Origin of the sequence: Ruminiclostridium sufflavum DSM 19573, assembly GCF_003208175.1 — a bacterium.
Classification (GTDB): domain Bacteria; phylum Bacillota; class Clostridia; order Acetivibrionales; family DSM-1351; genus Ruminiclostridium; species Ruminiclostridium sufflavum.
Map to the genome: position 1 here is coordinate 150,054 of NZ_QKMR01000005.1, position 23,310 is coordinate 173,363.

Annotated in this window: 22 protein-coding genes and 1 tRNA gene; 17 read left to right on the plus strand and 6 right to left on the minus strand. The window is 38.4% G+C overall.

The genetic code is table 11. The features are described from left to right. The first annotated feature begins 241 nt into the window (after positions 1–241). From LY28_RS05795 to yhbY, 10 genes are all read left to right on the plus strand, one after another. Positions 242–1,036 (plus strand): lysophospholipid acyltransferase family protein, encoded by a 795-nt coding sequence (locus tag LY28_RS05795; RefSeq protein WP_110461238.1) that lies wholly within the window; start codon positions 242–244, stop codon positions 1,034–1,036. Between the two features lie 293 nt (positions 1,037–1,329). Beyond that, positions 1,330–1,404: transfer RNA gene (locus tag LY28_RS05800), tRNA-Pro, on the plus strand. A gap of 108 nt (positions 1,405–1,512) precedes the next feature. After that, on the plus strand, positions 1,513–3,366 hold the full coding sequence (locus LY28_RS05805; RefSeq protein WP_110461239.1) for a TIGR03960 family B12-binding radical SAM protein: 1,854 nt from the start codon (positions 1,513–1,515) through the stop codon (positions 3,364–3,366). After that, entirely contained in the window at positions 3,317–4,069 is a 753-nt protein-coding gene (locus LY28_RS05810; protein ID WP_479692070.1) for a TIGR03936 family radical SAM-associated protein, read from the plus strand. The genes LY28_RS05805 and LY28_RS05810 overlap by 50 nt, the downstream gene beginning before the upstream one ends. A gap of 19 nt (positions 4,070–4,088) precedes the next feature. Further along, positions 4,089–5,588 (plus strand): Rne/Rng family ribonuclease, encoded by a 1,500-nt coding sequence (locus LY28_RS05815; protein ID WP_110461241.1) that lies wholly within the window; start codon positions 4,089–4,091, stop codon positions 5,586–5,588. A gap of 136 nt (positions 5,589–5,724) precedes the next feature. Beyond that, positions 5,725–6,036, plus strand: a complete 312-nt coding sequence (rplU, locus tag LY28_RS05820) for a 50S ribosomal protein L21 (protein WP_110461242.1) — start codon at positions 5,725–5,727, stop codon at positions 6,034–6,036. 14 nt (positions 6,037–6,050) lie between these two features. Further along, positions 6,051–6,386 (plus strand): ribosomal-processing cysteine protease Prp, encoded by a 336-nt coding sequence (locus LY28_RS05825; protein WP_110461243.1) that lies wholly within the window; start codon positions 6,051–6,053, stop codon positions 6,384–6,386. A gap of 4 nt (positions 6,387–6,390) precedes the next feature. Next, complete coding sequence (gene rpmA / locus LY28_RS05830) at positions 6,391–6,672, plus strand: 50S ribosomal protein L27 (RefSeq protein ID WP_110461244.1); 282 nt, start codon at positions 6,391–6,393, stop codon at positions 6,670–6,672. 273 nt (positions 6,673–6,945) lie between these two features. Beyond that, on the plus strand, positions 6,946–8,223 hold the full coding sequence (obgE, locus tag LY28_RS05835; protein WP_110461301.1) for a GTPase ObgE: 1,278 nt from the start codon (positions 6,946–6,948) through the stop codon (positions 8,221–8,223). A 28-nt stretch (positions 8,224–8,251) separates the two neighbouring features. Continuing rightward, positions 8,252–8,545: a ribosome assembly RNA-binding protein YhbY gene (gene yhbY / locus LY28_RS05840; RefSeq protein WP_110461245.1), complete on the plus strand. Its 294-nt coding sequence runs from the start codon at positions 8,252–8,254 to the stop codon at positions 8,543–8,545. Positions 8,546–8,649: 104 nt separating this feature from the next. Here yhbY and LY28_RS05845 read toward each other — a convergent pair whose 3' ends face one another. From LY28_RS05845 to LY28_RS05860, 4 genes are all read right to left on the minus strand, one after another. Beyond that, positions 8,650–11,127, minus strand: coding sequence for an ABC transporter permease (locus LY28_RS05845; RefSeq protein ID WP_110461246.1), 2,478 nt, complete (start codon positions 11,125–11,127; stop codon positions 8,650–8,652). Then, entirely contained in the window at positions 11,128–11,799 is a 672-nt protein-coding gene (locus LY28_RS05850) for an ABC transporter ATP-binding protein (protein WP_110461247.1), read from the minus strand. A 127-nt stretch (positions 11,800–11,926) separates the two neighbouring features. Next, entirely contained in the window at positions 11,927–13,081 is a 1,155-nt protein-coding gene (locus LY28_RS05855; protein ID WP_165835506.1) for a HAMP domain-containing sensor histidine kinase, read from the minus strand. Next, positions 13,069–13,917 (minus strand): response regulator transcription factor, encoded by an 849-nt coding sequence (locus LY28_RS05860; protein ID WP_479692071.1) that lies wholly within the window; start codon positions 13,915–13,917, stop codon positions 13,069–13,071. The genes LY28_RS05855 and LY28_RS05860 overlap by 13 nt, the downstream gene beginning before the upstream one ends. A gap of 201 nt (positions 13,918–14,118) precedes the next feature. Here LY28_RS05860 and LY28_RS05865 point away from each other — a divergent pair, with 201 nt between their 5' ends. Then, on the plus strand, positions 14,119–14,388 hold the full coding sequence (locus LY28_RS05865) for a hypothetical protein (RefSeq protein ID WP_110461249.1): 270 nt from the start codon (positions 14,119–14,121) through the stop codon (positions 14,386–14,388). Positions 14,389–14,426: 38 nt separating this feature from the next. Here the strand turns inward: LY28_RS05865 and LY28_RS05870 are convergent, their stop codons facing one another. Together LY28_RS05870 and glgA are read right to left on the minus strand one after the other, a co-directional pair. Next, positions 14,427–14,966 carry a DUF4364 family protein gene (locus tag LY28_RS05870; protein ID WP_110461250.1) on the minus strand — a complete coding sequence of 180 codons (540 nt, stop codon included), beginning with the start codon at positions 14,964–14,966 and terminating at the stop codon, positions 14,427–14,429. Between the two features lie 298 nt (positions 14,967–15,264). Continuing rightward, positions 15,265–16,719: a glycogen synthase GlgA gene (gene glgA, locus LY28_RS05880; protein WP_207658059.1), complete on the minus strand. Its 1,455-nt coding sequence runs from the start codon at positions 16,717–16,719 to the stop codon at positions 15,265–15,267. A 445-nt stretch (positions 16,720–17,164) separates the two neighbouring features. Between glgA and LY28_RS05885 the strand changes: the two genes are divergently transcribed. From LY28_RS05885 to LY28_RS05910, 6 genes are all read left to right on the plus strand, one after another. Then, positions 17,165–17,413: a TIGR03905 family TSCPD domain-containing protein gene (locus LY28_RS05885; protein ID WP_110461303.1), complete on the plus strand. Its 249-nt coding sequence runs from the start codon at positions 17,165–17,167 to the stop codon at positions 17,411–17,413. A gap of 258 nt (positions 17,414–17,671) precedes the next feature. Further along, a complete protein-coding gene (locus LY28_RS05890) occupies positions 17,672–17,992 on the plus strand; it encodes a YtxH domain-containing protein (protein ID WP_110461253.1) in 321 nt (106 codons plus the stop codon). Positions 17,993–18,062: 70 nt separating this feature from the next. Next, entirely contained in the window at positions 18,063–18,443 is a 381-nt protein-coding gene (locus LY28_RS05895) for a hypothetical protein (RefSeq protein ID WP_110461254.1), read from the plus strand. A 193-nt stretch (positions 18,444–18,636) separates the two neighbouring features. Next, the gene (locus tag LY28_RS05900) at positions 18,637–20,130 is read left to right on the plus strand and encodes a LysM peptidoglycan-binding domain-containing protein (protein ID WP_110461255.1); all 1,494 of its coding nucleotides are present in this window, start codon (positions 18,637–18,639) and stop codon (positions 20,128–20,130) included. Between the two features lie 417 nt (positions 20,131–20,547). Further along, on the plus strand, positions 20,548–22,677 hold the full coding sequence (locus LY28_RS05905) for an S-layer homology domain-containing protein (protein WP_110461256.1): 2,130 nt from the start codon (positions 20,548–20,550) through the stop codon (positions 22,675–22,677). 316 nt (positions 22,678–22,993) lie between these two features. Beyond that, the gene (locus LY28_RS05910; RefSeq protein ID WP_110461257.1) at positions 22,994–23,287 is read left to right on the plus strand and encodes a Dabb family protein; all 294 of its coding nucleotides are present in this window, start codon (positions 22,994–22,996) and stop codon (positions 23,285–23,287) included. The last annotated feature ends 23 nt before the right edge of the window (positions 23,288–23,310 follow it).

A 23,310-nucleotide genomic window follows, 5' to 3' on the forward strand; every position in this document is an offset into this window, starting at 1 on the left:
TATTTGTATTCATTTGGTTAACAAGATAGAATTGAAAAGTATTGAACTGCATATATATGATATATAGATATTTTGTAGACATTGCAAAATTTGTGATATATAATAAGTTGAATGGCTGAAAGCCAATTGCTGCCGGCTCATAGTCTGGCTTGGGCTGTTTCTGCTGTCCGGATTTTTTTTAGACAAGGCTGTTAAGTGTAATTGACCTTGTAATATAATTTTTCGAGTGGGATGTGATTTTTTGAGCAAGGAGTTTTTTTTCGGAGATAAGTATCAGACAAACGGAGATAAAAGAAATATTTTTGATAAGCTTTTTTTAAATACAAGATGGTATTTTGTATATACTTATATCAAGGTGGTTTTGCAGGCGAGGAGATTAGTTGGCAAGGGGAGCTTTGATATGGAGGAGTTTTCCGTATCCAGCTACAAGACTTTTCAGAATATTGAAAATTGCGGCGGCAGGTTGTTTATTGACGGTATGGACAATATAAGAAAAACAGAAGGGCCTGTCGTTTTTGTCAGCAACCATATGAGTACTCTTGAAACCTTTGTGTTTCCATGCATTATAGTACCCATTAAAAAGATAACCTTTGTTATCAAGGATAATCTTCTCTCTATTCCTGCGTTTGGCCCTATAATGAGCAGTCTTGAGGCGATTATTGTTTCAAGGAAAAATTCCAGACAGGATTTGGTCAAGGTCATTAATCAGGGCAAGGAGACTATTTTAAAGGGGATTTCAGTTGTGCTGTTTCCAGAAGGTACAAGACGTGCGGAATTTGAACCGGGAAAATTTAATTCAATGGGTATTAAGCTTGCAAAAGAAGCAGGAGTCCCCGTTATACCTGTTGCCATAAAGACTGATTTCTGGGGTAATGGAAGGCTGATTAAGGATATTGGACCGGTGAGAAGAAAAGAACCTATATGTATTAGCTTTGGAGAGCCTGTTTACATATCAGGCAATGGAAAAGCCGAGCATAAGCAGGTTGTGGATTTTATAAGCCAAAAAACTGATGAATTTAAAAAGATAAAGATATAATATGTGAATAATTTATTATATAAAAACAGAAGAATATAACAGGGTATTCTGAAAAATTGAGCTGTCAGGCTTTGTACTCACAGAAGCAGTGTGCCGGAAAATTATAAATATAATTAGTTTTTTGAAAAGTCGCTCTGAATTTATATAAAAAAGCAGATAAAAATAGCAATTATTTATTTACGGGTATTGCAAAATTCTTCAGTTAGTTATAAAATGTAAAGAGTTATTTAACAATTAATGTTGTGTGCTGCTGTTATATGTAGAAGCGGTATATACACATTATGTAAATATTTCGGGGTGTAGCCCAACGGTAGGGTGCTTGCTTCGGGAGCAAGAGGTTGCTGGTTCAAATCCAGTCACTCCGACCACTATTATAAGCGACTTTCACATTATGGGGGAGCGCTTATATTTTTGCGGTATAATAATACTGCCATAAAGTATGTCACAATATTCACAAATCAGAAACGGAGATAAAAATGAGCGTAAGGTTATCAGACGGGTTGCTTAAAAGTGTTGAAAAACCTTCAAGATATACAGGAAATGAGTGGAATAGCGTTATTAAGGATCCCCGAAACGTTAATATACGATTTGCGTTTTGCTTTCCGGATACTTATGAAATAGGCATGTCTCACCTCGGAATGAAAATTTTATATCATTTATTGAATGAAAGAGAGGACTGCTATTGTGAAAGAGTTTTTGCACCATGGACAGATATGGAAGCGAAAATGCGTGAAAATGGCATACCTTTGTATTCGTTGGAAACTAAGGATGAAATAAAAAATTTTGATTTCGCCGGTTTTACACTGCAGTATGAAATGAGCTTTTCAAACATATTAAATATGCTTGATTTGGCTGGAATACCAATTACAGCCGATAACAGAAAGGACAACGACCCTTTCGTGTGCGCGGGGGGACCATGCGCATATAACCCGGAGCCTCTTGCCGATATAATTGATTTCTTTATGATGGGTGAGGGTGAAGAAATTATAAATGAAGTTATGGATGCTTATGCGGGATGGAAGGGTACTGGAAGGTCCAGAACTGACTTTCTTGAAGATATTGCGGGTATCGAAGGTATTTATGTGCCTTCGTTTTATGAGTTTGAATATAAGGAAAATGGCACTATTAAAAGCTTTAATCCGTTAAAGCCCCAGTATCCGGTGAAGATAAGAAAGCGCATTATTCACGATATGGATAAGGTTTTTTACCCTGATAAAATAGTTGTTCCATATACTGACATTGTACATGACAGGATAATGCTGGAGGTTTTCAGAGGCTGTATAAGAGGCTGCAGATTTTGTCAGGCAGGATTTATATACAGGCCTGTAAGAGAAAAGAGCCATGAAAGATTGATGGAATTGGCTAAAAAGCTGGAGGAAAGCACAGGCTATGAGGAAATCTCACTTACATCGCTCAGCACCAGCGATTACAGCGAATTGGAAGAGCTGACAACAGAGCTTATAGATGAAATGGATGAGAGAAAGGTTGGTTTATCGCTTCCGTCCCTCAGACTGGATTCATTCTCAATGGATTTGATGGAAAAGGCTCAGAAGGTGAGAAAGAGCGGACTGACCTTTGCTCCTGAAGCAGGAACTCAGAGACTTAGGGATGTAATTAATAAAGGTGTTACGGAGGAGGATTTGCTAAGTGCCGTTTCACTTGCATTTAATGGAGGCTGGCACGGTGTGAAGCTGTATTTTATGCTTGGCTTGCCGACAGAGACCTTTGAGGATGTGGAAGGGATTGCGGATCTGGCTTATAAGGTTGTGAATGCATATAAGAGGGTGCCGATGGAAAAGAAGGGCAAAGGCTTAAATGTGACTGTAAGTACGTCCACATTTGTTCCAAAGGCTTTTACTCCGTTTCAGTGGGAAGCTCAGGAAAGCCGGGAAGGTGTTTCTGAAAAGCAGAGGTTTTTAAAAGGCAGAATACGCTCAAAACAGGTAACATACAATTATCATGAAAATAAGCTGAGTTTTCTTGAAGCTGTATTTGCACGCGGAGACAGAAGAATATGCAAGGTTTTAATCAAGGCATGGGAACTGGGCTGCAGGTTTGACGGCTGGGGGGAATACTTCAAGTACGATATATGGATGCAGGCCTTTTCCGAATGCGGCGTTGACCCGTATTTTTATGCCGTGCGCAAAAGAGAATATGATGAAATTTTACCGTGGGATCATATAGATGTAGGAGTAACAAAGAAATTTTTAATAAATGAAAGTAAAAGGGCTCATGATGGAAAGATAACGCCAAACTGCAGAAAAAATTGCGGAGGATGCGGTGCCGCCGTATTCGAAAGCGGTATTTGTGGAGGTGACAGCCTTGGTTAATATTCGTGCTAAATTTAAACGTGGTGATGAGGTAAAGTTTATTTCACATCTTGACTTGATGAAGGTATTTGAACGTGCAATAAGAAGGGCAAAGCTTCCTATTGCATATTCACAGGGCTTCAATCCGCATCCGGGCATGGTTTTTGGGCTGCCGCTCAGTGTTGGGGTTACAAGTGAAGCTGAATATGGGGAATTTGAAATAACCGATGACAGTATTTCTGTGAATGAGTTTGCAGACAGACTTAATGCCCAGCTTCCTCAGGGACTGGGAATATTGTCCGTAAAAGCCAGAAGGTCAAAAGAAAATATAATGGCTACGATAGCCGCTTCTGAGTATTCCGTTGTTGTGGGAACCAAATCAGAATGCACCGAGAAAAATATTAAATCAAGTATTCAGAAATATCTTGCCCAGAATGAGATAGTTGTCAAAAAAAGAACTAAAAGCGGCATGAAAGATACAAATATAAAGGATATGATTTACGACCTGAGCTTTGAACTGCAGCCCTGCGGCACATTTAATATAATTAAATTTAACATGTTAGTCAGTGCCGGAAGCAAAGCAAATTTGAAGCCGGATCTCTTGATTGCTTCTTTTTTTGATTATTTGAAGCTTGATTACGACATTGATAGAATTCATAGGACAAAGTTATTTGTCAAGGCTCAGGACCAACTTCTAGATCCAATGGACGGGCTTGTTTTATAGTTACATTTGAGGTGATTGGATGATTAATGAAATGATTGTGGATGTCAATGCGGCAGAAATAAGAGTTGGCATACTTGAGGACAAAGAGCTTGCTGAGATTCATATTGAGAGAACAAGTCATCAGGGGCTTGTGGGCAATATTTACAGAGGCAAAGTCAGCAGTGTTTTACCGGGTATGCAGGCTGCATTTATTGACATTGGTTACGAAAAAAATGCTTTTTTATATGTGGGTGATGCAATTCCGCAAAAGGATTATTCTGATGATGAAACGGATGCTTACAGAGATTACGAGGAGTATAGCATTTCGGATATTCTGAAGGTGGGACAGGAGCTGACTGTTCAGGTAATAAAGGAGCCGATCGGAACTAAAGGGCCAAGAGTGTCAACACATATAACTCTTCCCGGAAGAAACCTTGTTTTGCTTCCAAATGCCGATTATGTGGGGATTTCCCGCAGAATAGAAAATGACGAGGAAAGGCAAAAGCTTAAAAAAATAGCGGAAAAGCTCAAGCCTGAAAATATGGGCTTGATTGTCCGCACTGTATCCGAGGGGAAGGATGAGGAAGATTTTGTTGAGGATGTGGCCTTCCTTACAAGGCTATGGGGGAAAATTAAGCAGCAGGAGAGCTGCGGGTCTGTTCCCCGTTGCCTTCATAAGGAGGTTAATCTGGTCTATAGGTCGGTGAGAGACTTATTTACATGGGAAATAGCCAAATTTGTTATAAACGATGAAAAGGAATATTGCAAGGTACTTGAATTAGTGGAAATGATATCACCTGCCTTAAAAAACAGAGTTGAATTATTTCAGAAGGATTATGAGATTTTTGATTATTATCAGATAGAGACAAAAATACAAAGAGCCCTGTCCAGAAAGGTCTGGCTGAAATGCGGGGGGTACCTGATTATTGATAAAACGGAAGCGCTTACTGTAATTGATGTGAATACAGGCAAGTTTGTAGGCAGCAATAATTTAGAGGATACAGTTCTGAAAACCAATATAGAAGCTACAAGAGAAATCGCAAAGCAGCTGCGTTTGAGAGATATTGGCGGAATAGTTATAATTGATTTTATTGATATGAATGACTGCGAACACCAGCAAATGGTGCTTGATTCGCTGAAGCAGTGCTTGAAGAGTGACAAAACAAAAGCCATAGTTCTGGGAATGACTCAGCTGGGGCTGGTGGAAATGACCAGAAAGAAGATAAGACAAGAGCTTTCTACAATTATGACCTGTGATTGCCCCCTCTGTGAAGGAATAGGAAAAGTGCATACTTCCGAAACAAATGCAATGGAGGTTTTGAAAAAAATAAAGGAATATCTGAGCACCTCCAAGGCAAGGGAGGTAGAGCTGGAAGTACATCCCTCTGTCATATCCATTGTCGAGGATAATATTGATAAAATTAAAGAAGCGTATACCCCAAAAAAAGCGGAGATTAAAATCTTAATTTCTTCTGCCCATGATTTGAAATCAAATGGACTTAGAATCAAAATGATTGACATTGATTCCTTGCTATGCTAAAATATATCGGTAGCCGCTCGGCCAGGGCTTGTTAAATATAGCTTATAAAGTCTGATAGGTATTTGATTTTTTGAGCTGTTGCCTGTGATGTGTAAATGTCATTTTGCCGGCGAGATTGTTAGTAGGAGGTGTATTCATGTACGCAATTATAATGACTGGCGGTAAACAGTATAAGGTTCAGGAAGGCGATGTTGTTTTCGTTGAAAAGCTTTTTGCTGAAGAGGGAGCAGCAGTTACTTTTGATAAAGTTCTTGCAGTATCCAAGGACGGAGCAGTTAACTTCGGAGCTCCGACATTAGAGTCTGTTTCTGTTAGCGCAAAGGTTCTTAATCATGGCAAGGGTGAGAAAATCACAGTTTTCCATTACAAACCCAAAAAGAACATAAAGAAGAAGCAAGGTCACAGACAGCCTTATACAAAGGTTCAGATTGAAAAGATTAATGTTTGAGGAATAACAAGGTAATGATTAAAATTAATATAGGTAAGGATTTAGCAGGTAATATCAGAAAGTTTACTGTAAAAGGACACTCAGGGTATGCCGAGATAGGCAGTGATATTGTATGCTCAGCCGTTTCAGCAGTTTCTTTTACCGCAATAGGGGCTATAAAGGAGCTTATAGGCTTGAAGAAGTTTTACAGGCAGCATAGATGGGGGATTATTTCATGTAAATTAGACATGGACATACCGCCAGAATTGATACATGATGCCAATATTATTATGGCAACAGCGGAAATAGGGTTCAAACAGATAGAATATGCTTATCCGGACTATGTGAAGGTAATGGATGAGGAGGTGTAGTCTCATGATAAAGGTTAATTTACAACTTTTTGCTCATAAAAAGGGTGTTGGTAGTTCCAGAAACGGTCGTGACAGTGCGGCGCAAAGACTTGGCGTAAAAAGAGCTGACGGTCAGTTTGTACTGGCAGGAAACATTCTTGTTCGTCAAAGAGGTACAAAAATTCATCCCGGTGATAATGTAGGTATTGGTAAGGATGATACCTTATTTGCATTAAAGGATGGAAAGGTTAAGTTCGCAAGACTTGGCAGAGACAAGAAGCAGGTTAAGATTGTAGCTGCTGACTAAAGTCAATTACGGTTCAAGCCTTCGCGGCTAGGATATCGTTTTTTAAGGAGGCTTTAGCCTTAGGTCTAAACTGTCGACCGATAGCAGCTGTTCTTTTTGGCCGATAGTAATTGACTTAATATTATCGCATTAGTGGAATTATAAGAGGTAGAAAATGTGATATGCATTTTCTACCTTTTTGATATATTTATAAAGTTATTGGCGGTTAGTATAAGTAATAAGCAGCAGATAATAAGGACAATAAACTTATCCAAACTGGAAACGGAGATAGAGATGTTTAAAGATAGTGCCAGAATAAATGTTAAGGCTGGAAATGGCGGAAATGGATGCGTTTCATTTCACCGTGAAAAGTATGTGGCGGCCGGAGGCCCTGACGGAGGAGACGGGGGAAAAGGCGGCGACGTTATATTTGAGGTGGAGGAAGGTCTGAATACCTTAATCGACTTTAAATATAAAAAGAATTTTAAGGCTCAAGCAGGTGAGGATGGAGGTACTTCAAACTGCTCCGGAAAAAACGGAGAGGATTTGATTATCAAAGTTCCGCCGGGGACAATGGTTAAGGATGATACAACAGGAATTGTACTTGTTGATATGATAAAGTCCGGGCAAAAATGTGTTATCGCGAAAGGCGGAAAAGGCGGAAAAGGGAATCAGCATTTTGCCACTCCTACCAGACAGATTCCAAACTTTGCAAAGAGCGGTGATTTAGGTGAAGATTACTCTTTGATTCTTGAAATGAAGGTAATTGCAGATGTGGGATTAATAGGCTTTCCAAATGTGGGGAAATCAACTATATTATCAATGGTTTCTGCCGCGAAGCCTAAAATAGCAAACTATCATTTTACAACATTAGTGCCCAATCTGGGGGTAGTGCAGATTGAGCAGGGGAAGAGCTTTGTAATAGCAGATATTCCGGGATTGATTGAGGGTGCCAGCGAGGGAGTCGGGCTTGGACATGAATTTTTAAAGCATGTTGAGAGAACCAAATTACTGGTGCATGTTGTTGATGTATCCGGGATTGAGGGCCGAACTGCAATAGAAGATTTTGAAACTATTAATGAGGAATTGGAAAGATATAATGCCTTGCTTGCGTCCAGACCGCAGATTGTGGCTGCAAACAAATTGGATATTCCCGGCTCGGAAGAAAATTATGCTTCATTCAAAGCAGAATTAGAGAACAGAGGATACAGGGTATTCGGCATTTCAGCCGCTACGAACAAGGGCTTGAAGGAACTCATGTACTATGTTTCAAATACGCTCAGTACACTTCCGGATACTATTTTATTGGAAGAAAACAAGGATGAAGAGGTTATATATACCGCAAGGGAAGAAAGGCCTTTTGAAATTCACATTGAAGACGGTGTGTATGTTGTGGAGGGAAATTGGCTGAGGAAGGTTCTGGGTTCAACTAATATGACTAATTTTGAATCACTTCAGTATTTCCAGAGGGCTCTGAAGAAAAAGGGTGTTATTTCAGCTCTTGAAGAGATGGGTATCCATGAAGGCGATACTGTTCGAATTTACGATACGGAGTTTGATTACTCAAAATAATTGAGTTAATCGCATATAGGAGGAAAATATGCTGACAGGAAAGCAGAGAAGCTACTTGAGAGCACTTGCAAATAACATTCAGCCGATATTTCAGATTGGTAAGGGCGGGATAAATGACAACATGCTTAAACAATTTTCCGATGCCTTAGAGGCCAGAGAATTAATAAAGGCAACAGTACTTAAAAATGCAGAGTGTGACGCTAAGCTTGTATGTGAGGAAATTGCAGAGCTGACACAGTCACAAATTGTTCAGGTAATAGGAAGCAAGTTTGTTTTATACAGGCAATCCGAAAAGAACGCAGTTATAGAGCTGCCCAGATAGTCTTATTGCGGTGCAGTGTACAAGCATATCCGATAAAGCGGGAGCACTATTGTTTATTATGAAATGCAGTGCCCCGCCATACCCGTATAAAATCAGAAAAATTACTATACTGATTCAATTAAATTAACAATATTCATTCTTTCAATCTTCCTCAAAGGTATACAGGAGGCAATCAGACAAGCTGCAATTGATACAATGGCTGCTTCTGCCATTGGCAGAACCGGCAGAGGGACAAGCTGCAATTTATCTGAATCGGCGGCATTTGCAAGTATAGTGCAAATATATCCTGTAATAGTACCTGCGGCAGCGGCAATTATGCCGTAATACGCACCTTCCCACAAAAAGGTTTTATAGAGGCTTCCTATGCTCATTCCAACTGCCCGCTGTATACCGATTTCGGCTATTCGCGTATGGATATTTGTGTAAACCGTATTGATTATATTCAGAATACCAATCAGTCCGATAAGCAGGATAAGTCCCCATGCAAGCAAGCGGATTTGTTCATAGCTTTCAAGGAGCTGCCTGTCTGTTTCCTGATAGGACAGCCATGTGCCGCCGGATTTTTCACACATTGACGTAATTGCATTTTCTACTGCTTTATAATCGGCGTCATTTGAGAGGGAAGGATATAATTCTGTATAGTTCCTTTGACCTGTAAGGCTGTCATATACCGTGTCATATACGATTATCTGAACACCGTTTGTGAAGCCGGCATTATCCGGAGTAACAGGACTGTCAATTATACCTGACACTTTGAGGGGTTTTCCGTTTAACGAAATTGTCTCACCTGTTTCTATTTTTGTTGAGCTAATGGCCGTATCTCCGTACACTATAGCCACAGGATTTTTGATAAGACAGGATTTACCGTCTTTAACTGACTGTATTTCCTGCTGCGAAAGCAGCGGGAGCAAGGAACGCATACGCTGTTCGTCAATTCCGGCGATATGGAGGGTTTCTCCCGGCTGAAGCTGAACAGACAGCTTTATATCTGGGATATTACCACTTTCATCAGGCATGTATAATTTGTATTTCAGTGTTGAGATAGAGGAGATACCTGAAACAGATGCCAAATTATTTACTGCTTCCGGCGAAAAGCCTGCTGTTTGGTTCGTGACTGAAAAATCTCCAAGATGCATTTTCCGTACAGCTGCTGATGTATCTAAAAGGCCTGAAAAACTTTGCAAGGCGATAAACACAGTAATACTCATTATAAGTGATAAAATTGTAATAGCTGTTCTGCCTCTGTTACGCTTCATATTCATACGGGCGTAAAATGATTCAAAGCTGAGGATGTGTTTGATTTTACGGTTTCTGCGTTTTATTAGGGATATTCTGCCGGACATTGCTGTGGTTGGCGGGACCTTGGCGGCATAATGTGCGGCAGGTAACGAAGCAATAAAAGCAAAAACAAGTGTAATTGCTCCGCTGATGACTAGCGGGAGAATCTTTCCACCGGAACTTTGGGCTATCATTTCTGATAATTCGTTATATGAGCTTGCCATGAAAATTTCCGGAGAAAACAGAGAAACTGCAGCTGATGTAACTCCTTTAGAAGATAACAGACCTAAAAGTATTCCCGCCGGAATACCTATACTGCAAAGCAAAATAAGCTGTAAAACCACAATTGTGTTGAGCATGCCGCGGTTCGCACCTATAGCCCTCAAGGTACCGTATTCCTTGGATTTTTTGGTGACTGCAATTTTCAAGATATTGTATATAACCAGTCCTGCTGCCATGAGAACAAGGACACCAACCACTATTCCTGCCAATGTCATAAAGGAGAAGCCTGAGGAGTCGTCTCCGGAAGCCTTTTCCCGATAGTTTATTCTAAGTGCCGAAAGCAAGGTGTCGTTATACTGAATGCAATAATCCGGAATGGAGTAGATTTCTGCCAGATCATCAATGGTATTCTGGAAGTTTTTTTTGTCTGCAACACGAATATCCTCGGAATAAAGCTGATATTTTTCAGGAAGCACCTTTTGTGCCGTACCCTTGCCGACGATGCCGGTGGTAATGCCGTTTACATAGCCGATATAGTTTGCTTTCAGAATACCTGTGAGAGTAAAGCTCTGAGAATAGGCATATCCGGTTTCGGTGTCGTGCAGACGTGATATATTAATATCTAGGGATATAGTATCCCCAAGACTTCCGCTAAAGTTCAGCATTGACAATACATCCCGGGGCAAGGCGATTTCTCCTGTATTATCAGGCAATTTACCGCTTTCAAGCTGCAGGCTGCTTTTATATGCGGACAGTGCAGCATCCCCGTACTCACGAAGCTGGATAGAAAGGCTGCTATCCTGAATATTTGCCGTACCTATAGAAATTGTGGTTCCGGAGTAAGAAAGGCGGCTATCATCAGATATTGCGGCGGCCTGTTCCTTCGACAGCTGGTGAAGGGTTGCATATCTGTTGCCGTTCAGACATGCTGCCTGCCTTACCCGCATGTCATTTAAAATACCGATTGATTGACCTATTATAGTTGTCATCATGGTGGATAGAACTATGGCAATCAAAATCAGAACAGAAGTCATTTTTTGCGCCAGAAGCTCTTTCCATGCCAGAGCTTGATATGATTTCATTTAAACAGTCACCTCCGAAAGAATGCCGTCCTCAATGACAAACTGCCGGTTTGCTGTTTTTGCAATGCGGCTGTCATGGGTGATTAAAACAATTGTTTTTTTCATTGAAGACCAGATATTATAAAGTAAATTCATGACCTCGTTGCTGCTTCTGCTATCAAGGTTTCCGGTCGGTTCATCGGCAAAAATAATATCCGGTTTCATAATCAATGCGCGGGCGATAGCAACACGCTGCTGCTGTCCGCCGGATAATTCATGAGGCAGATGGGTCAACCTGTCATCTATTCCAAGCAAATTGGCAAGCTGCTTCAGGTAGTCTTCATCCGGCTTTTGCTTATCCAGAAGCAGAGGCATATATATATTTTCCTTTGCGGTAAGTACCGGAAGCAGATTGAATTGCTGAAAAATAAAGCCTATCTTCTGCCTGCGGAATGCGGAAAGCTGACGGTCGGTGAAGCTATAGATGTCTCTTCCGTCGTAGGTAAGACTTCCTGAGGTTTGTTTGTCAAGTCCAGACAAGAGATGCAGCAGTGTGCTTTTTCCGCTGCCTGACGGCCCCATAATGGAAATAAAGTCATTTCCGTTAATTTTTATATTGGCCTTATTAAGGGCAATAATGCGGCTTTCGCCAATGCCATAGATTTTTGACAGTTCCTTGGTTTCAATATTCATAAAAATCACTCTCCTTAATTCATAAAGCAATTATGCTTTGGCCAATTGGCTTTGACCAAATAGGTTTCAGCCGATATTAATTGACCTTCGTTTAAGGAAAGTATAATTTAAAAATCTCAATTTTTCCTCAATTTTTTGAAAGAGAAAAGATTGCTGTTGCTTTTGCGCCGCTTGATGTATTTTCCAGAGCTAGGCTTCCGCCATGCTTCTCACACATAAGGCGGCAAACATAAAGCCCCATACCGAAATGCTCCTGTCCGACGGCAGTATCATCACGCAGGAAAGGAGCAGCGCCTTTTTGAAGAATTAGAGGTGAGAAGCCGGGGCCATCGTCGGAAACAATTAATAAAAGCTTTGTATTTTCAACATAAATGTCCACCGACACACTATCTTTTGCATAACGGATTGCATTATATATCAGGTTCTCGGCAGTATTCAGAATGATATGCCGATCCGCCCACAGCTGCTTAGCCGTGCCATGGAATGAGAAGCTGATTTTTTTATCTGTGCCTGAGCACAATATACTCAAGCTGTCCTTTAAATTATCTGAAAAGGCCGGCCATAAAATAAGGCTCGGAGAATATTTCATTTCCTCAAGCTTTTGAGCGTTTGTCATTGCCTCAACATAGGTTTCAACACGTCGGGAATATTGTAAAATCAAATCAGTAATATCTGCTATCTTTGTATCTGTTGGCTTTTCCTGCTCGATTTTCTTTTGAAGTAATTTTGCAGAGCCCTTCAAAACAGTAACAGGATTTCTTAAATCGTGAGAAAATGCGGCATTTAACCGTTTCCGTTCTTCCATTTGAGCCCAAAGGCTGCGGTTGTTTTTCAGCAGTTCCGCCCGCATTGTTTCAAAAGCGGTGCTAAGCTCACCCAGTTCATCATTTGAGTGCTTTACAACAGTAAAATCCAAGTCCTGATGCCTTATCCTTTCTGCGCTGTTTTTTAGGATATCAATGGGTCTCTTTAGCTTGATTTTATAAAAAACGATATCTGCCGCTAAAAGAGAAACAACTGCAAATAAGATTGGAAGTGCTGCCTGCAAAAGTGATAATACCATCAGGGGCCAGTCATTCTGCATCTCGGCGGCATGAACAGATATACTTCCGGAGGATGTGTCTCCGAATTCAATGATAGTGTTTCCGGAAGCAAAGAGCTTTTCCCGCAAGACTAAACAGCCTATAAATGAAGCGATACCAAGTAAAATGCCAACAAAGAGGAAGGAAACTGTAATTATAAAAAAGGACTGCTTTAAGGTTGCATTTTTTATCCGTTCCATTTGTAACCCACCCCCCATACAGTCTCGATATATTTATGTGCTGACAGTGCTGAAAATTTTACTCTTATTTTGCGGATGTGCTCCATAATGGTGTCACTGCTTCCATCACCTTCTAACCCCCATATTGTGTCGTATATACGTTCCCGGTCAAACACCTGCCCGCAGTTTGCAGAAAGCAGCTCAACAATATCAAATTCCTTTTTGGAAAGTGTAACGGTTGCTCCGCCAATTGAAATTTCTCTTTTCACATAGTCTATAGTCATGTTATCAAAAAAGCGTAAGGCAGATTGTTCCTGCCTGCGGTTTTCACGTCTTAGATGGGCAGCTACTCTTGCGCCCAATTCATCAAGATCAAAGGGCTTTACAATATAGTCATCGGCTCCGGCACCAAGGCCTTTAATCTTGTCGTTTGTTTCGATTCTGGCAGTTAAAAATAAAATAGGACATGGCAAATGTTCACGTATCTGCCGGCATACGGTAAGACCATCTATTTCAGGCATATTTATATCAAGCAATACAATGTCAGGATGGTTTGATGCCTTTTGCAAGGCTTCTTTACCGTCATATGCAGTAAAAACCTGATAACCGGACATTTCAAAGTAGCTTTTCATCATGGTGACAATGCCTTTTTCATCATCCACCAGTAAAATTTTATAACTCATTCTTTTACCAAGGTCAATTACTATAGGCCGGTTATATTGCTTTTCAGCCGATAGAAATTGACTTCCTTTATAGTAGTAGGTTTTCAAGCCTTCATCCCGCAGAATATCTGTTTTTAACGAAAGATAACCTTGGGTTGGTTTTTCCTGATATAAATTATAAAAGGAAAATCTCAAGAATTGCTCAAGTCAATATAAATTTTATTATATACATATGTATTTTAATTTACAAACCAGAAAAAATTTTTATAAAAAAGGCATTTAATTATTACAGTAAGCATATATATAGAGGTATTTTATTTTGAGGCTTAATTGTAAGCCGGGAAAATGCTCCGGCAGCTTTAAGCTTTTATACCGGGAACAGAGGTGAAGGATATAATGCAGGATAAATTCGAAAATATTAATTATGAATATATACAAGCGTCAGACATAAAAATAATCAGTGATAAATCTCTGGTCGATAAGGTTCAGAATACTTATAAGTTTTTCAAGCTATGTGAAATATATTTGAATAATGTCAAGGATGATTATGGCAAGAAAAAAATAGCAAGCTTAAGGCTGGCTTTTGTTCAGCACCAGCTTGAACTATTGTTAAAAGAATGCTTTGCAAGGGGAATCAACCATAATCTAAGCTTCTGTGAGCAATAAATTATGGCTTTTTACCAAAGGAGGATTTTCTCAGAGGATTACAGCTCATCTTGGGCTGTAATATCTGATAAAATCTTTTTATACAATTTTTCGGAATTTTGGTTCCAGTTGCCGCAAATCCTTTTTGCATCATTTTTGCTGCCGACGGTTAATTTCAAGTCAATATATGTGAAGGTGCCTTCAACTATCTTAAGGCTTACAAGGTATTCATTGTCATTTACTGCTACGTAATCAGAAGATATGCTGTTCTCATTCTTTATACGTTTTTTGTTGCTTGCAAGGGCCTCATCAATTCTTGACTTTGTGCCTGCGGCAATTATTGAAACAAAGTAATCCAAGCTTTGATTGCCGGCGGGAGATATTCTGTATGAAAGCTTGTCATCAGTGCTGATTTTTTCCAAAAGCTTTCCTTCGCATAATTCATCAAGATATTGCTGCAAAAAGATATAGTTCATTAGTTTATTTTCCAATATTATTTTAGTAAGAAGCAAGTTGGAAACAGGAGCTTCTAAGCTATTAATAATATATAGTAATATTATTTTGTTTTCTGCCAGTTCTCTGCTTTCGATAGGATTCATAAAACCTCCCCGTATCTTTAGTAAAATTATAAAAAAATAAAGCTTATTTAAGAAATAATGTAACAATTATATCATAATAAATGAAAAATTTCTATATTGCCTGTATCTGGCAAGCATGTCTGTACATTTATGCGGAAAGCTGTATAGGGCTCTATACTGAGGTGTACAGAACATATGGAGAATTAATGCTTTGCGGATATAATCAAGGCACCTCCTTCAATTTTTCGTTGATAAGAGGTGCTCTTAAAAATTCTGAATACGGCTAAAGGCATTTACTGTTCAGGCTTTTGCCTTTCAGCTAGCCTTGAATGCAGTTTGGGCCAGACAATGTTTTACGATACATAGCCAAATACTCATGTGCGGATTTATCCCAACTGAAGTCGGCTTTCATACCTCTTTGGATAAGTAAATTCCAGATATCCTTTTTATTGTTGTAGAAATGAACAGCCCGCCTTATTGTATTGAGCATATCGTGTGCATTATAGCTTGTAAAGGAGAAGCCGTTTCCTTCACCGGTTGTCTCATTGTATGACAGGACGGTATCGTTTAATCCGCCTGTTTCGCGTACTATGGGAACGCAGCCGTATCTGAAGCTGAAAATCTGGCCAAGACCGCAAGGCTCAAACAATGACGGCATCAGAAACATATCTGATCCTGCATAAATTCTTTGAGCCAAGGTGTCACTGAAGGTTATGTTTGCAGATACCTTATCCTTGTGCCAGTAGGCAGCATTTTCAAAAACCCACTTATAATGCTCGTCACCCTTTCCAAGTACAATCAGCTGAATATCCATTTGCAGTAATTCGTCAAGAACGCATTCTATAAGATCAAAGCCCTTTTGTGCGGTCAACCGGGAAATAATGCTTATAACCGGAACATCTGGCCTGACAGGAAGATCCAGTTCTTCCTGAAGCTGACGCCGGTTTTCGTATTTATTTGATAAATTATCGGCGGAGTAATTAGCATAAAGCCTTTTATCAGTTGCAGGATCGTTTTTTTCATAATCTATTCCGTTAAGAATACCGTATAAATCACTTGAGCGATGAATTAATAAGGAATTCAGGTTTTCTCCGTAAAAACTGTTTTTAATCTCCTGTGCATAGCTTGGACTGACAGTACTGATAGAATCTGAATAAACCAAGCCGGCTTTCATATAGTTTACATTATTGTAAAACTCAATTCCGTAAGGAGTAAAGTATTGCCAATCTATTCCGAGTAAATTTGGAATTACGTCGCTGGGAAATACTCCCTGATATTTTAAATTGTGAATAGTAAATACTGTTTTTATTTTACTGTAAAAGGGTATATAGCGGTAGTTTGCCTTTAATAGAAGGCTTACGACTCCGGTTTGCCAGTCATTGCAATGAATGATGTCAGGTTTGAACCCGATAAGCGGCAGTATTTCGATAACAGCTTTACTGAAAAAGGTGAATTGTTCAGCCTGATCAAAATCTCCGTATAGCTCACATCTGTTAAAATAATATTCGTTATCTAAAAAATAGTAAGTAATCTCATCATGAACCAGCTTATAAATTCCACAATATTGGTGCCTCCATGAAAGGTCAATATATATGTATCCTAAATATTCCATTGACTGTTTGTACTTCTGAGCAATACAGCCGTAATTGGGCATAACAACTCTGATGTCTGTGCCAAGCTTAGAAATAGCTTTAGGCAAGGAACCGGCAACATCTCCCAGACCTCCTGTTTTGGCAAAGGGAAAAACTTCAGATGACGCAAATAAGACATTTATATTGTTATTCAATTGAGTACCTCCTAAGTATTGGATTTTTGTGTGCATTTAACAGTTATATTTATATATTTAATATAACTTATTTAAACATATCGGCATTCATAGGGGAATAGCCTTAACCTTTTGCTTATAAAGCCTATTAATATCAAATATTCAAACTATAATAAAAAGAAACATCAGTTGAACAAACCGAGTATTTATAGTTTAACAGAATTTGTATAATCGCACAATACTCAACACATTTACTAAAAGAATTACGGTCAGGTCTTCTGACGGCAAGATATCGGAACGATACTTGCCGCTTTCAGGAGGATTGAGCTTTTAAGCCGGTTTTTCATGCGGTTTGGGGGAGAGCAAGGCATGTATTCTTGACATAAGCCTGAACATAAATTATACTGGTTTAAACATAATTTTTCGGAGAATTTTGGAGGCCACTTTGGAACATATAGTTTTCAGAACAAGGGGAACCTGCTCAAGGCAGATAGATTTCAGCATTGACGGCGGAATAGTTAAAGAGGTTAAATTTAATTCAGGCTGTGAAGGAAATCTTCAGGCAATTTGCAATCTGGTAGAGGGAATGCCTGCGGATTATATAATAAGCAAGCTTAAAGGAATTAATTGTCAGGGAAGAGGCACGTCATGTCCCGACCAGCTTGCCAGAGCATTGGAAAATGTTGTTGAAAAGGCTGTATAGAGTTTAATTTGTAAATTTTAAAAATAAGTTTTTATATAGCTATCAATTTTGAAATAAAAGACGTATAATATTGTATATATGTTTAGTAAAATTTGTAAAAAAATTAAGTGATTCTTGTAAATTACTAACAGTATGAGTCTTGGCTTTTTAAGCGGATATTGTGTTTCCGGACATATTTTTGAGGCTTGCAGGTTTGAGGCTTACGCTTGTGGTTATAGTAATTGGCTTTATAACTAATTTTTTGAGGAGGTTGTATTAATGAATTTAAGAGATCTATTTCAGAAGAAGAAACCATCAAAAAAACAAACAGCAAAAAATGTTGCTATAGGTGCCGGAATTGGTACTGCAGTCGGGGTTACAGCCGGTGTATTATTAGCACCTAAATCAGGCAAGGAAACCAGAGAGGATATATCTAAGACAACAAAACAAACTCTGGAAAATGTGAAAGATGGATTAAACGTTGCTAAAGAAAAAATTGAGGAAATGGTAAAGAAGGAAAAGTGCACATGTGGTGCAGCTGCTGAGGCAGCAGAAGAAAATGTATCTGATAAGGCTGAAGAAACCAAGGAAGCGGAATGATATTTACATAGCATAAGCTGAAAAAGTTTGATTTCTTTTTTGGCTCTTTAAATACGAAAGGAAGCTGCTTATGAGTATTACAGTAGACCTTAGAGTAATTGCCTGGTTTATAATCTTTTGCATTGCAGTTGTTGTAGGTGTTTTTATGATTATACTCCTTAAGAATTGCCTGAAGGTTGTAGATAAAGTGAATGATATAATTGAAAGCAACTCTGAGAGCATTGGAGAAACACTTACGGTATTGCCGGCAACGGTAAAAAGTATAGATGAGCTTGCCGGCAGTGCGAAGGTAACCATGGATAAGGCAAATTCTATAGTTGCAACGGTTGAAGACAATGTTTCAGATACTTTTGATTCATTTTCAGTTAATGCGGAAAATGTTCTTAGCATAATAAATATTGCAAGTACTGTTGTTAAATCTATAATAAGTGCATTTTCTTCGTCAAAATAGTTTAAAAATAATAGTAAAAACGAAAGGATTTAATTCTTTCGTTTTTTTATTTGGTATGTTATACTAGCTTTGTATAGCGTTTTAACTAATATTTGGTCAAGCCTTTCAGCAATATGAGAGTAATTGACTGTTAAAGGATTATATTCTACTAAAGATACAAAGGAACTTTAAAATACGATATGGGGTGAATGCTGTGGATGGAAATATAAGGCTTAGTGCTACAGTAATAAGCTGTATGGGAAATGGCACCGATAAGGATGACTTTTACTTCAATGGCAGTCTTTCTAATTGTCACAGTACAAAGAGTATTCAATGCTCTTTCGAAAAAGCTTGCGACAATTTTATTTTCTCTGTTACAGACTCAATGGGGACAGATAATGAGGAGACAGCCGGTATTTCTGCTATAAGAGAAATAAAAAAATATCATGAGAATATTAAAAAGCAGCAGTTTTCATTAGAAAATATTTCAGAAAAAATATATGAATCAATTCAGTTAACAAGCAATCTTATATACAGCAAATCGGCAATAGCAAAGCAGGAGGCAGCAGTACTTACCGGATTTTCATCAGTAATTATTGATAATAACAGAGTTACAATAATGAATTTAGGCAATAATGGGGCGTTTCTTTATAATCAGGGTGTTCAAAAAGAGATATTTGCTAAAAATGACAGCAGAAAAAATCAAAAGCTTAAAATGCTGGGGATATCACCCAATACGGCTGATATCTATAATGATACAGAAAAAATTCTGAAGCTTGCGGAAGAAGAGTCAAAAACAAAAATTAAAATTTCACCTTGCATTGAGCTTATAGAAGGTGATATTTTTCTTATTTGCAGTGATGGCTTAATGAATTCCATCAGCAAAGGAAGAATAGAGTCAGTTATCAATTCGGGGCTTGACTCTTCAAAAATAGCAAGCATTTTATTTCAGGAGGCCTTGAAGAATGGTGTAGAAGACAGCGTAACAGTTATGGTTATTAAAGTAGAGGAAATAAAAAATATTGAATATTCACCAAGCAGCTACAGAAGGCCAAGTCAGATTGATTACGACAATGAAACGGAGGAGCTGCACCCAAATAAGGAAAAAAATATTGTGAATTACATACTTGCATTTGTCTGTGTTATTGTTATATCCGGTGTTCTTTTTATGGGATATCTGATTATCCAGAACAGTAATATACTGGCATCTGAAAAACAATCCGCAGACACCTCCCAAGCCGATTCTACCGCCGGTTTATCAGATGAAAGTGCCGGCCGGTCCACAGATGAATTTACAGCAGATGAGGAGGCTGATAATTCTACTGCCGGTATAACCAATCAGGGGAAAGACGATACCTCAAAGCAAAGCAGTGAAACTGATTCAGGCATACAGAGCAATGAGGACAAGCAGACTGATAAGGATAAGGATAAGGATACTGGGGAGGACAGCAGCGCTGATGAAACTAAGGGCGGCAAAAATGATGTAAAGGAATCTGCCGGACAAATAACGGAAGCTGACAATAATAAAAATGCAGATACGGAATATGACGTACATATAGTTCAGGCCGGAGAAACATTAAGCTCCATAAGCAACAAATACTATTATAATCCAAACAAGTATGATGTAATTATAAAGTTTAATAATTTAAAAGACGAGAACAATTTATATGTAGGGCAAGAACTGAAAATACCAAAGGCAGGCAAATAAAAGACATTACTATCTCCAGACAAAGGGAGACATACTTATATGTAAAAGAAGCAGCTTTTTAGAAAATTGAGATGCACCTCCAATGTTAGATTTATTTTGTATAACATTGGAGGTGCTTTTTTAATAGTGCGGTTATTTCTATCCGGTTTTAAATTGATAAGTTTTACACCTGTAATTTTCAATTGGGAAAGATTAATAAAAAAATTAAAAAATATGGAACTTATAAATAATATCAACGTCTATAATTGTGACGATATAAATTAGCAAAATTTAGCTAAAAACTTTAACCCTTCAGCGTAGGCTTTGAGGCTGGCAATGATACTGCGGCATGTATTTTATGCCTGGCTTATCTTTGTTGAGACGGTAAATCCTTCCGAAAAGGCTGAGTTAAAAAATTAAAACCGAGGAGGAATCAGTGTGAAAAAAATTATTTCAATGCTGCTTGCAGTTGTTATGACGGTTACGTTTATGGTGCCTGTTATGGCAAGCGAACAAATTTCGGCAGACAATGCATTGGCAAATGCAATTAAGGTTGTGAAGGAAAAGATAGAAATACCGAAAGAATGCAATAAGTTCAATTATGATATCAACAGCTACGGTGACGTAACCTCATGGAACTTGGAATGGAGCAGTGATTCGGAGGGCAAAGCAATTAATGTGACAATTGATGAAAATAATCTTATCAAGCGTTACTATTCTTATGACCGCTCTTCATCATATGATAAAAAAATTCCAAAGTATTCAAAAGAGCAAGGCAGGGAAATTGCAGAAAAGTTTATTAACGTACTGGACGAAAAGCTTATAAAGCAATTTGAGCTTATCGACAAGGAAGGCACCTACAGTGACGACAGCGATTACAGCTTTAATTATGTAAGAGTGGCGAACGGTATAGCAGGTTATTTTAACAATATAAGTGTAAGTGTAAATAAGTACACCGGCGCTGTGAGTAATTATTCATGCTCATATGCTCATAATGTAACATTTGAGGATGCATCTAAGCTAATAAGCAAGGAGCAGGCTGAAAAAGCGTTTATTGACAAGCTTGGGCTCAAGCTGGTGTATAAGATTAAGACAGAAGATAATAAGCCTGTTTCGTATTTGACGTATATCCCTAAATATACAAATAAATATATAGATGCATTAACAGGTGAGGTAGAAAAGGTATCGGAGTATTATTCATATGATCAGAGTACTTCCGAGATGGCAATGGGAAAAGCGGCAATGGACAGCGGGGCAAATATTGTTCTGACTCCTGAGGAGCTTGATGCTGTTAAGGGGATGTCAGATGTAATGTCTAAAGAATCTGTCGATAAAAAGGCAAGAGGAATAAGCCTGCTCGGTATTGATGACAGCTTTAAGCTTTCAACCTCATATCTCAACAAGGACTGGAGAGATAACGAGACTTTCATCTGGTATCTCAGCTATACAAAAGAGCTAAGCAAAGATAAAGTTCAATACAGAGAAGTACAAATTGATGCGAAAAGCGGCGAAATTCTTGGATTTGACATAAATGACCCTGAAGAGGGTGCAAAGGCCGGCAAGACCAAAGAAGAGGCAAAGGCTGCCAGCATGAAGGTACTTAAGGAGCTTATGGCGAGCAAGTATGATAAATTAAAATACGATGAAAGCTATACAGAAGCTGTTTCGGAGAAAGAACCAGATTACTTTGTATTCAGATTTAACAGAATTGAAAACGGAATAGAATGTTCAAATAATTATGTATCTATTACTTATGACAACAAATCAGGCAAGGTTACCTCGGCAAGCAGCAATTGGGTCAGAAACGTAAGCTTTGAAGCTCCTGAGGATATAATTTCCGCAGATAAGGCTTATGATATTCTTTTTGATAAAATAGGATATGAGCCCAAATATATTAAAGAAGATACCGATAATAGCAACGATAAAATATGGAGAGAGGATACTGATAAATTCAACGCTGTTTTAGGATATTTTATTAATACTGGCAAGCCTGCTGTAATAAGTGCGGCAACAGGTGATATCCTTGATGATTCGGGAGAGGTATACAAAGAAAATACAGTGGTAGATTATACTGATATTAGCGGCTTGAAGGCTGAAAATCAAATCAGGATACTCACTGAAATGTCTATCAGATACAACGAGGACCAATTAAAGCCCAATGAGAATCTTCTTCAAAAAGACTACTTTGTTTTGTTAAGCAAATTAAACGGCAGATATTATTTTGGCGCAGCTATGGACGATAAAACCATTGATGAAATGTACAAATCATTGATATTCTCCGGAATAATTACAAAGGAGGAGAAAGCACCGATGTCAGCCATAACCAGAGAACAGGCAGCAAAATATTTTGTCAGATTCCTGGGATATAAAGATGTTGCGGAAATAAAGGGCATATACAAATCAAGCTTTAAGGATGCAGGTAAAATTGATTCTGATTTGCTAGGATATGTATGCATAGCTTCCGGTATGAAGGCAATGAACGGCAGCAACGGATTATTCAATCCAAAGAGTAATATGACAAGGCTTGAAGGTTTATTGAGTATTTACAGCTATCTCAGTAACAAATAATATTGCGGCAATTTTATTATAAATTTGCAAATTGAAGCTATGAATAGGGGGGCTGGCAAAACGTCAGTCCCCTTAAATAATAGGGAAAAGCAATAAAGGTCAGTCAGTATCGGCTTTAAGACGATACTGACTGACTTTTGAAATATTTTGAGTGTAAATGGATAAGTATATTACTGTATAATTATTCATTGTGTAAGAATAGATTAATAACCTGTGAAAGTTGTAATGATTTTATTTTATATTATATTTGACTATAAACCGTAACAAAGATAAAATTAAATAATGATATAAATTATCAAATACGGAGGGAAAGCCAATGCTGACACATATTGTATTAATAAGCTTAAAAGATAAAAGTGAGGAAAGTATGCAGAAAATGAAAGAGGTTTTGCTGAGCCTTAAGGGCCAGATTCCTTGCCTGAGATTTATAGAAGCGGGAACAGATGTGGTACATTCTGAAAGGTCTTTTGATGTCGGACTTTATACAAAGTTTGATTCACTGGAGGATATGGAGGAATATCAGGTGCATCCGGCACATCTTAAGGTTCTTGAATATATAAAGGCTGCGAAGGAATCTTCAGTGGCTATTGATTATGAAAGTGAAAGCTGAAAAATTTATAAAAAATTAACAGC

What these genes read in the sequence shown, in the direction of transcription:
- LY28_RS05805 (WP_110461239.1), top strand. Translation starts at nt 1,513, where the DNA reads ATGAGCGTAAGGTTATCAGACGGGTTGCTTAAAAGTGTTGAAAAACCT.
- LY28_RS05815 (WP_110461241.1), top strand. Translation starts at nt 4,089, where the DNA reads ATGATTAATGAAATGATTGTGGATGTCAATGCGGCAGAAATAAGAGTT.
- rplU (WP_110461242.1), top strand. Translation starts at nt 5,725, where the DNA reads ATGTACGCAATTATAATGACTGGCGGTAAACAGTATAAGGTTCAGGAA.
- LY28_RS05825 (WP_110461243.1), top strand. Translation starts at nt 6,051, where the DNA reads ATGATTAAAATTAATATAGGTAAGGATTTAGCAGGTAATATCAGAAAG.
- rpmA (WP_110461244.1), top strand. Translation starts at nt 6,391, where the DNA reads ATGATAAAGGTTAATTTACAACTTTTTGCTCATAAAAAGGGTGTTGGT.
- obgE (WP_110461301.1), top strand. Translation starts at nt 6,946, where the DNA reads ATGTTTAAAGATAGTGCCAGAATAAATGTTAAGGCTGGAAATGGCGGA.
- yhbY (WP_110461245.1), top strand. Translation starts at nt 8,252, where the DNA reads ATGCTGACAGGAAAGCAGAGAAGCTACTTGAGAGCACTTGCAAATAAC.
- LY28_RS05845 (WP_110461246.1), bottom strand. Translation starts at nt 11,127, where the DNA reads ATGAAATCATATCAAGCTCTGGCATGGAAAGAGCTTCTGGCGCAAAAA.
- LY28_RS05850 (WP_110461247.1), bottom strand. Translation starts at nt 11,799, where the DNA reads ATGAATATTGAAACCAAGGAACTGTCAAAAATCTATGGCATTGGCGAA.
- LY28_RS05855 (WP_165835506.1), bottom strand. Translation starts at nt 13,081, where the DNA reads ATGGAACGGATAAAAAATGCAACCTTAAAGCAGTCCTTTTTTATAATT.
- LY28_RS05865 (WP_110461249.1), top strand. Translation starts at nt 14,119, where the DNA reads ATGCAGGATAAATTCGAAAATATTAATTATGAATATATACAAGCGTCA.
- LY28_RS05870 (WP_110461250.1), bottom strand. Translation starts at nt 14,966, where the DNA reads ATGAATCCTATCGAAAGCAGAGAACTGGCAGAAAACAAAATAATATTA.
- LY28_RS05890 (WP_110461253.1), top strand. Translation starts at nt 17,672, where the DNA reads ATGAATTTAAGAGATCTATTTCAGAAGAAGAAACCATCAAAAAAACAA.
- LY28_RS05895 (WP_110461254.1), top strand. Translation starts at nt 18,063, where the DNA reads ATGAGTATTACAGTAGACCTTAGAGTAATTGCCTGGTTTATAATCTTT.
- LY28_RS05910 (WP_110461257.1), top strand. Translation starts at nt 22,994, where the DNA reads ATGCTGACACATATTGTATTAATAAGCTTAAAAGATAAAAGTGAGGAA.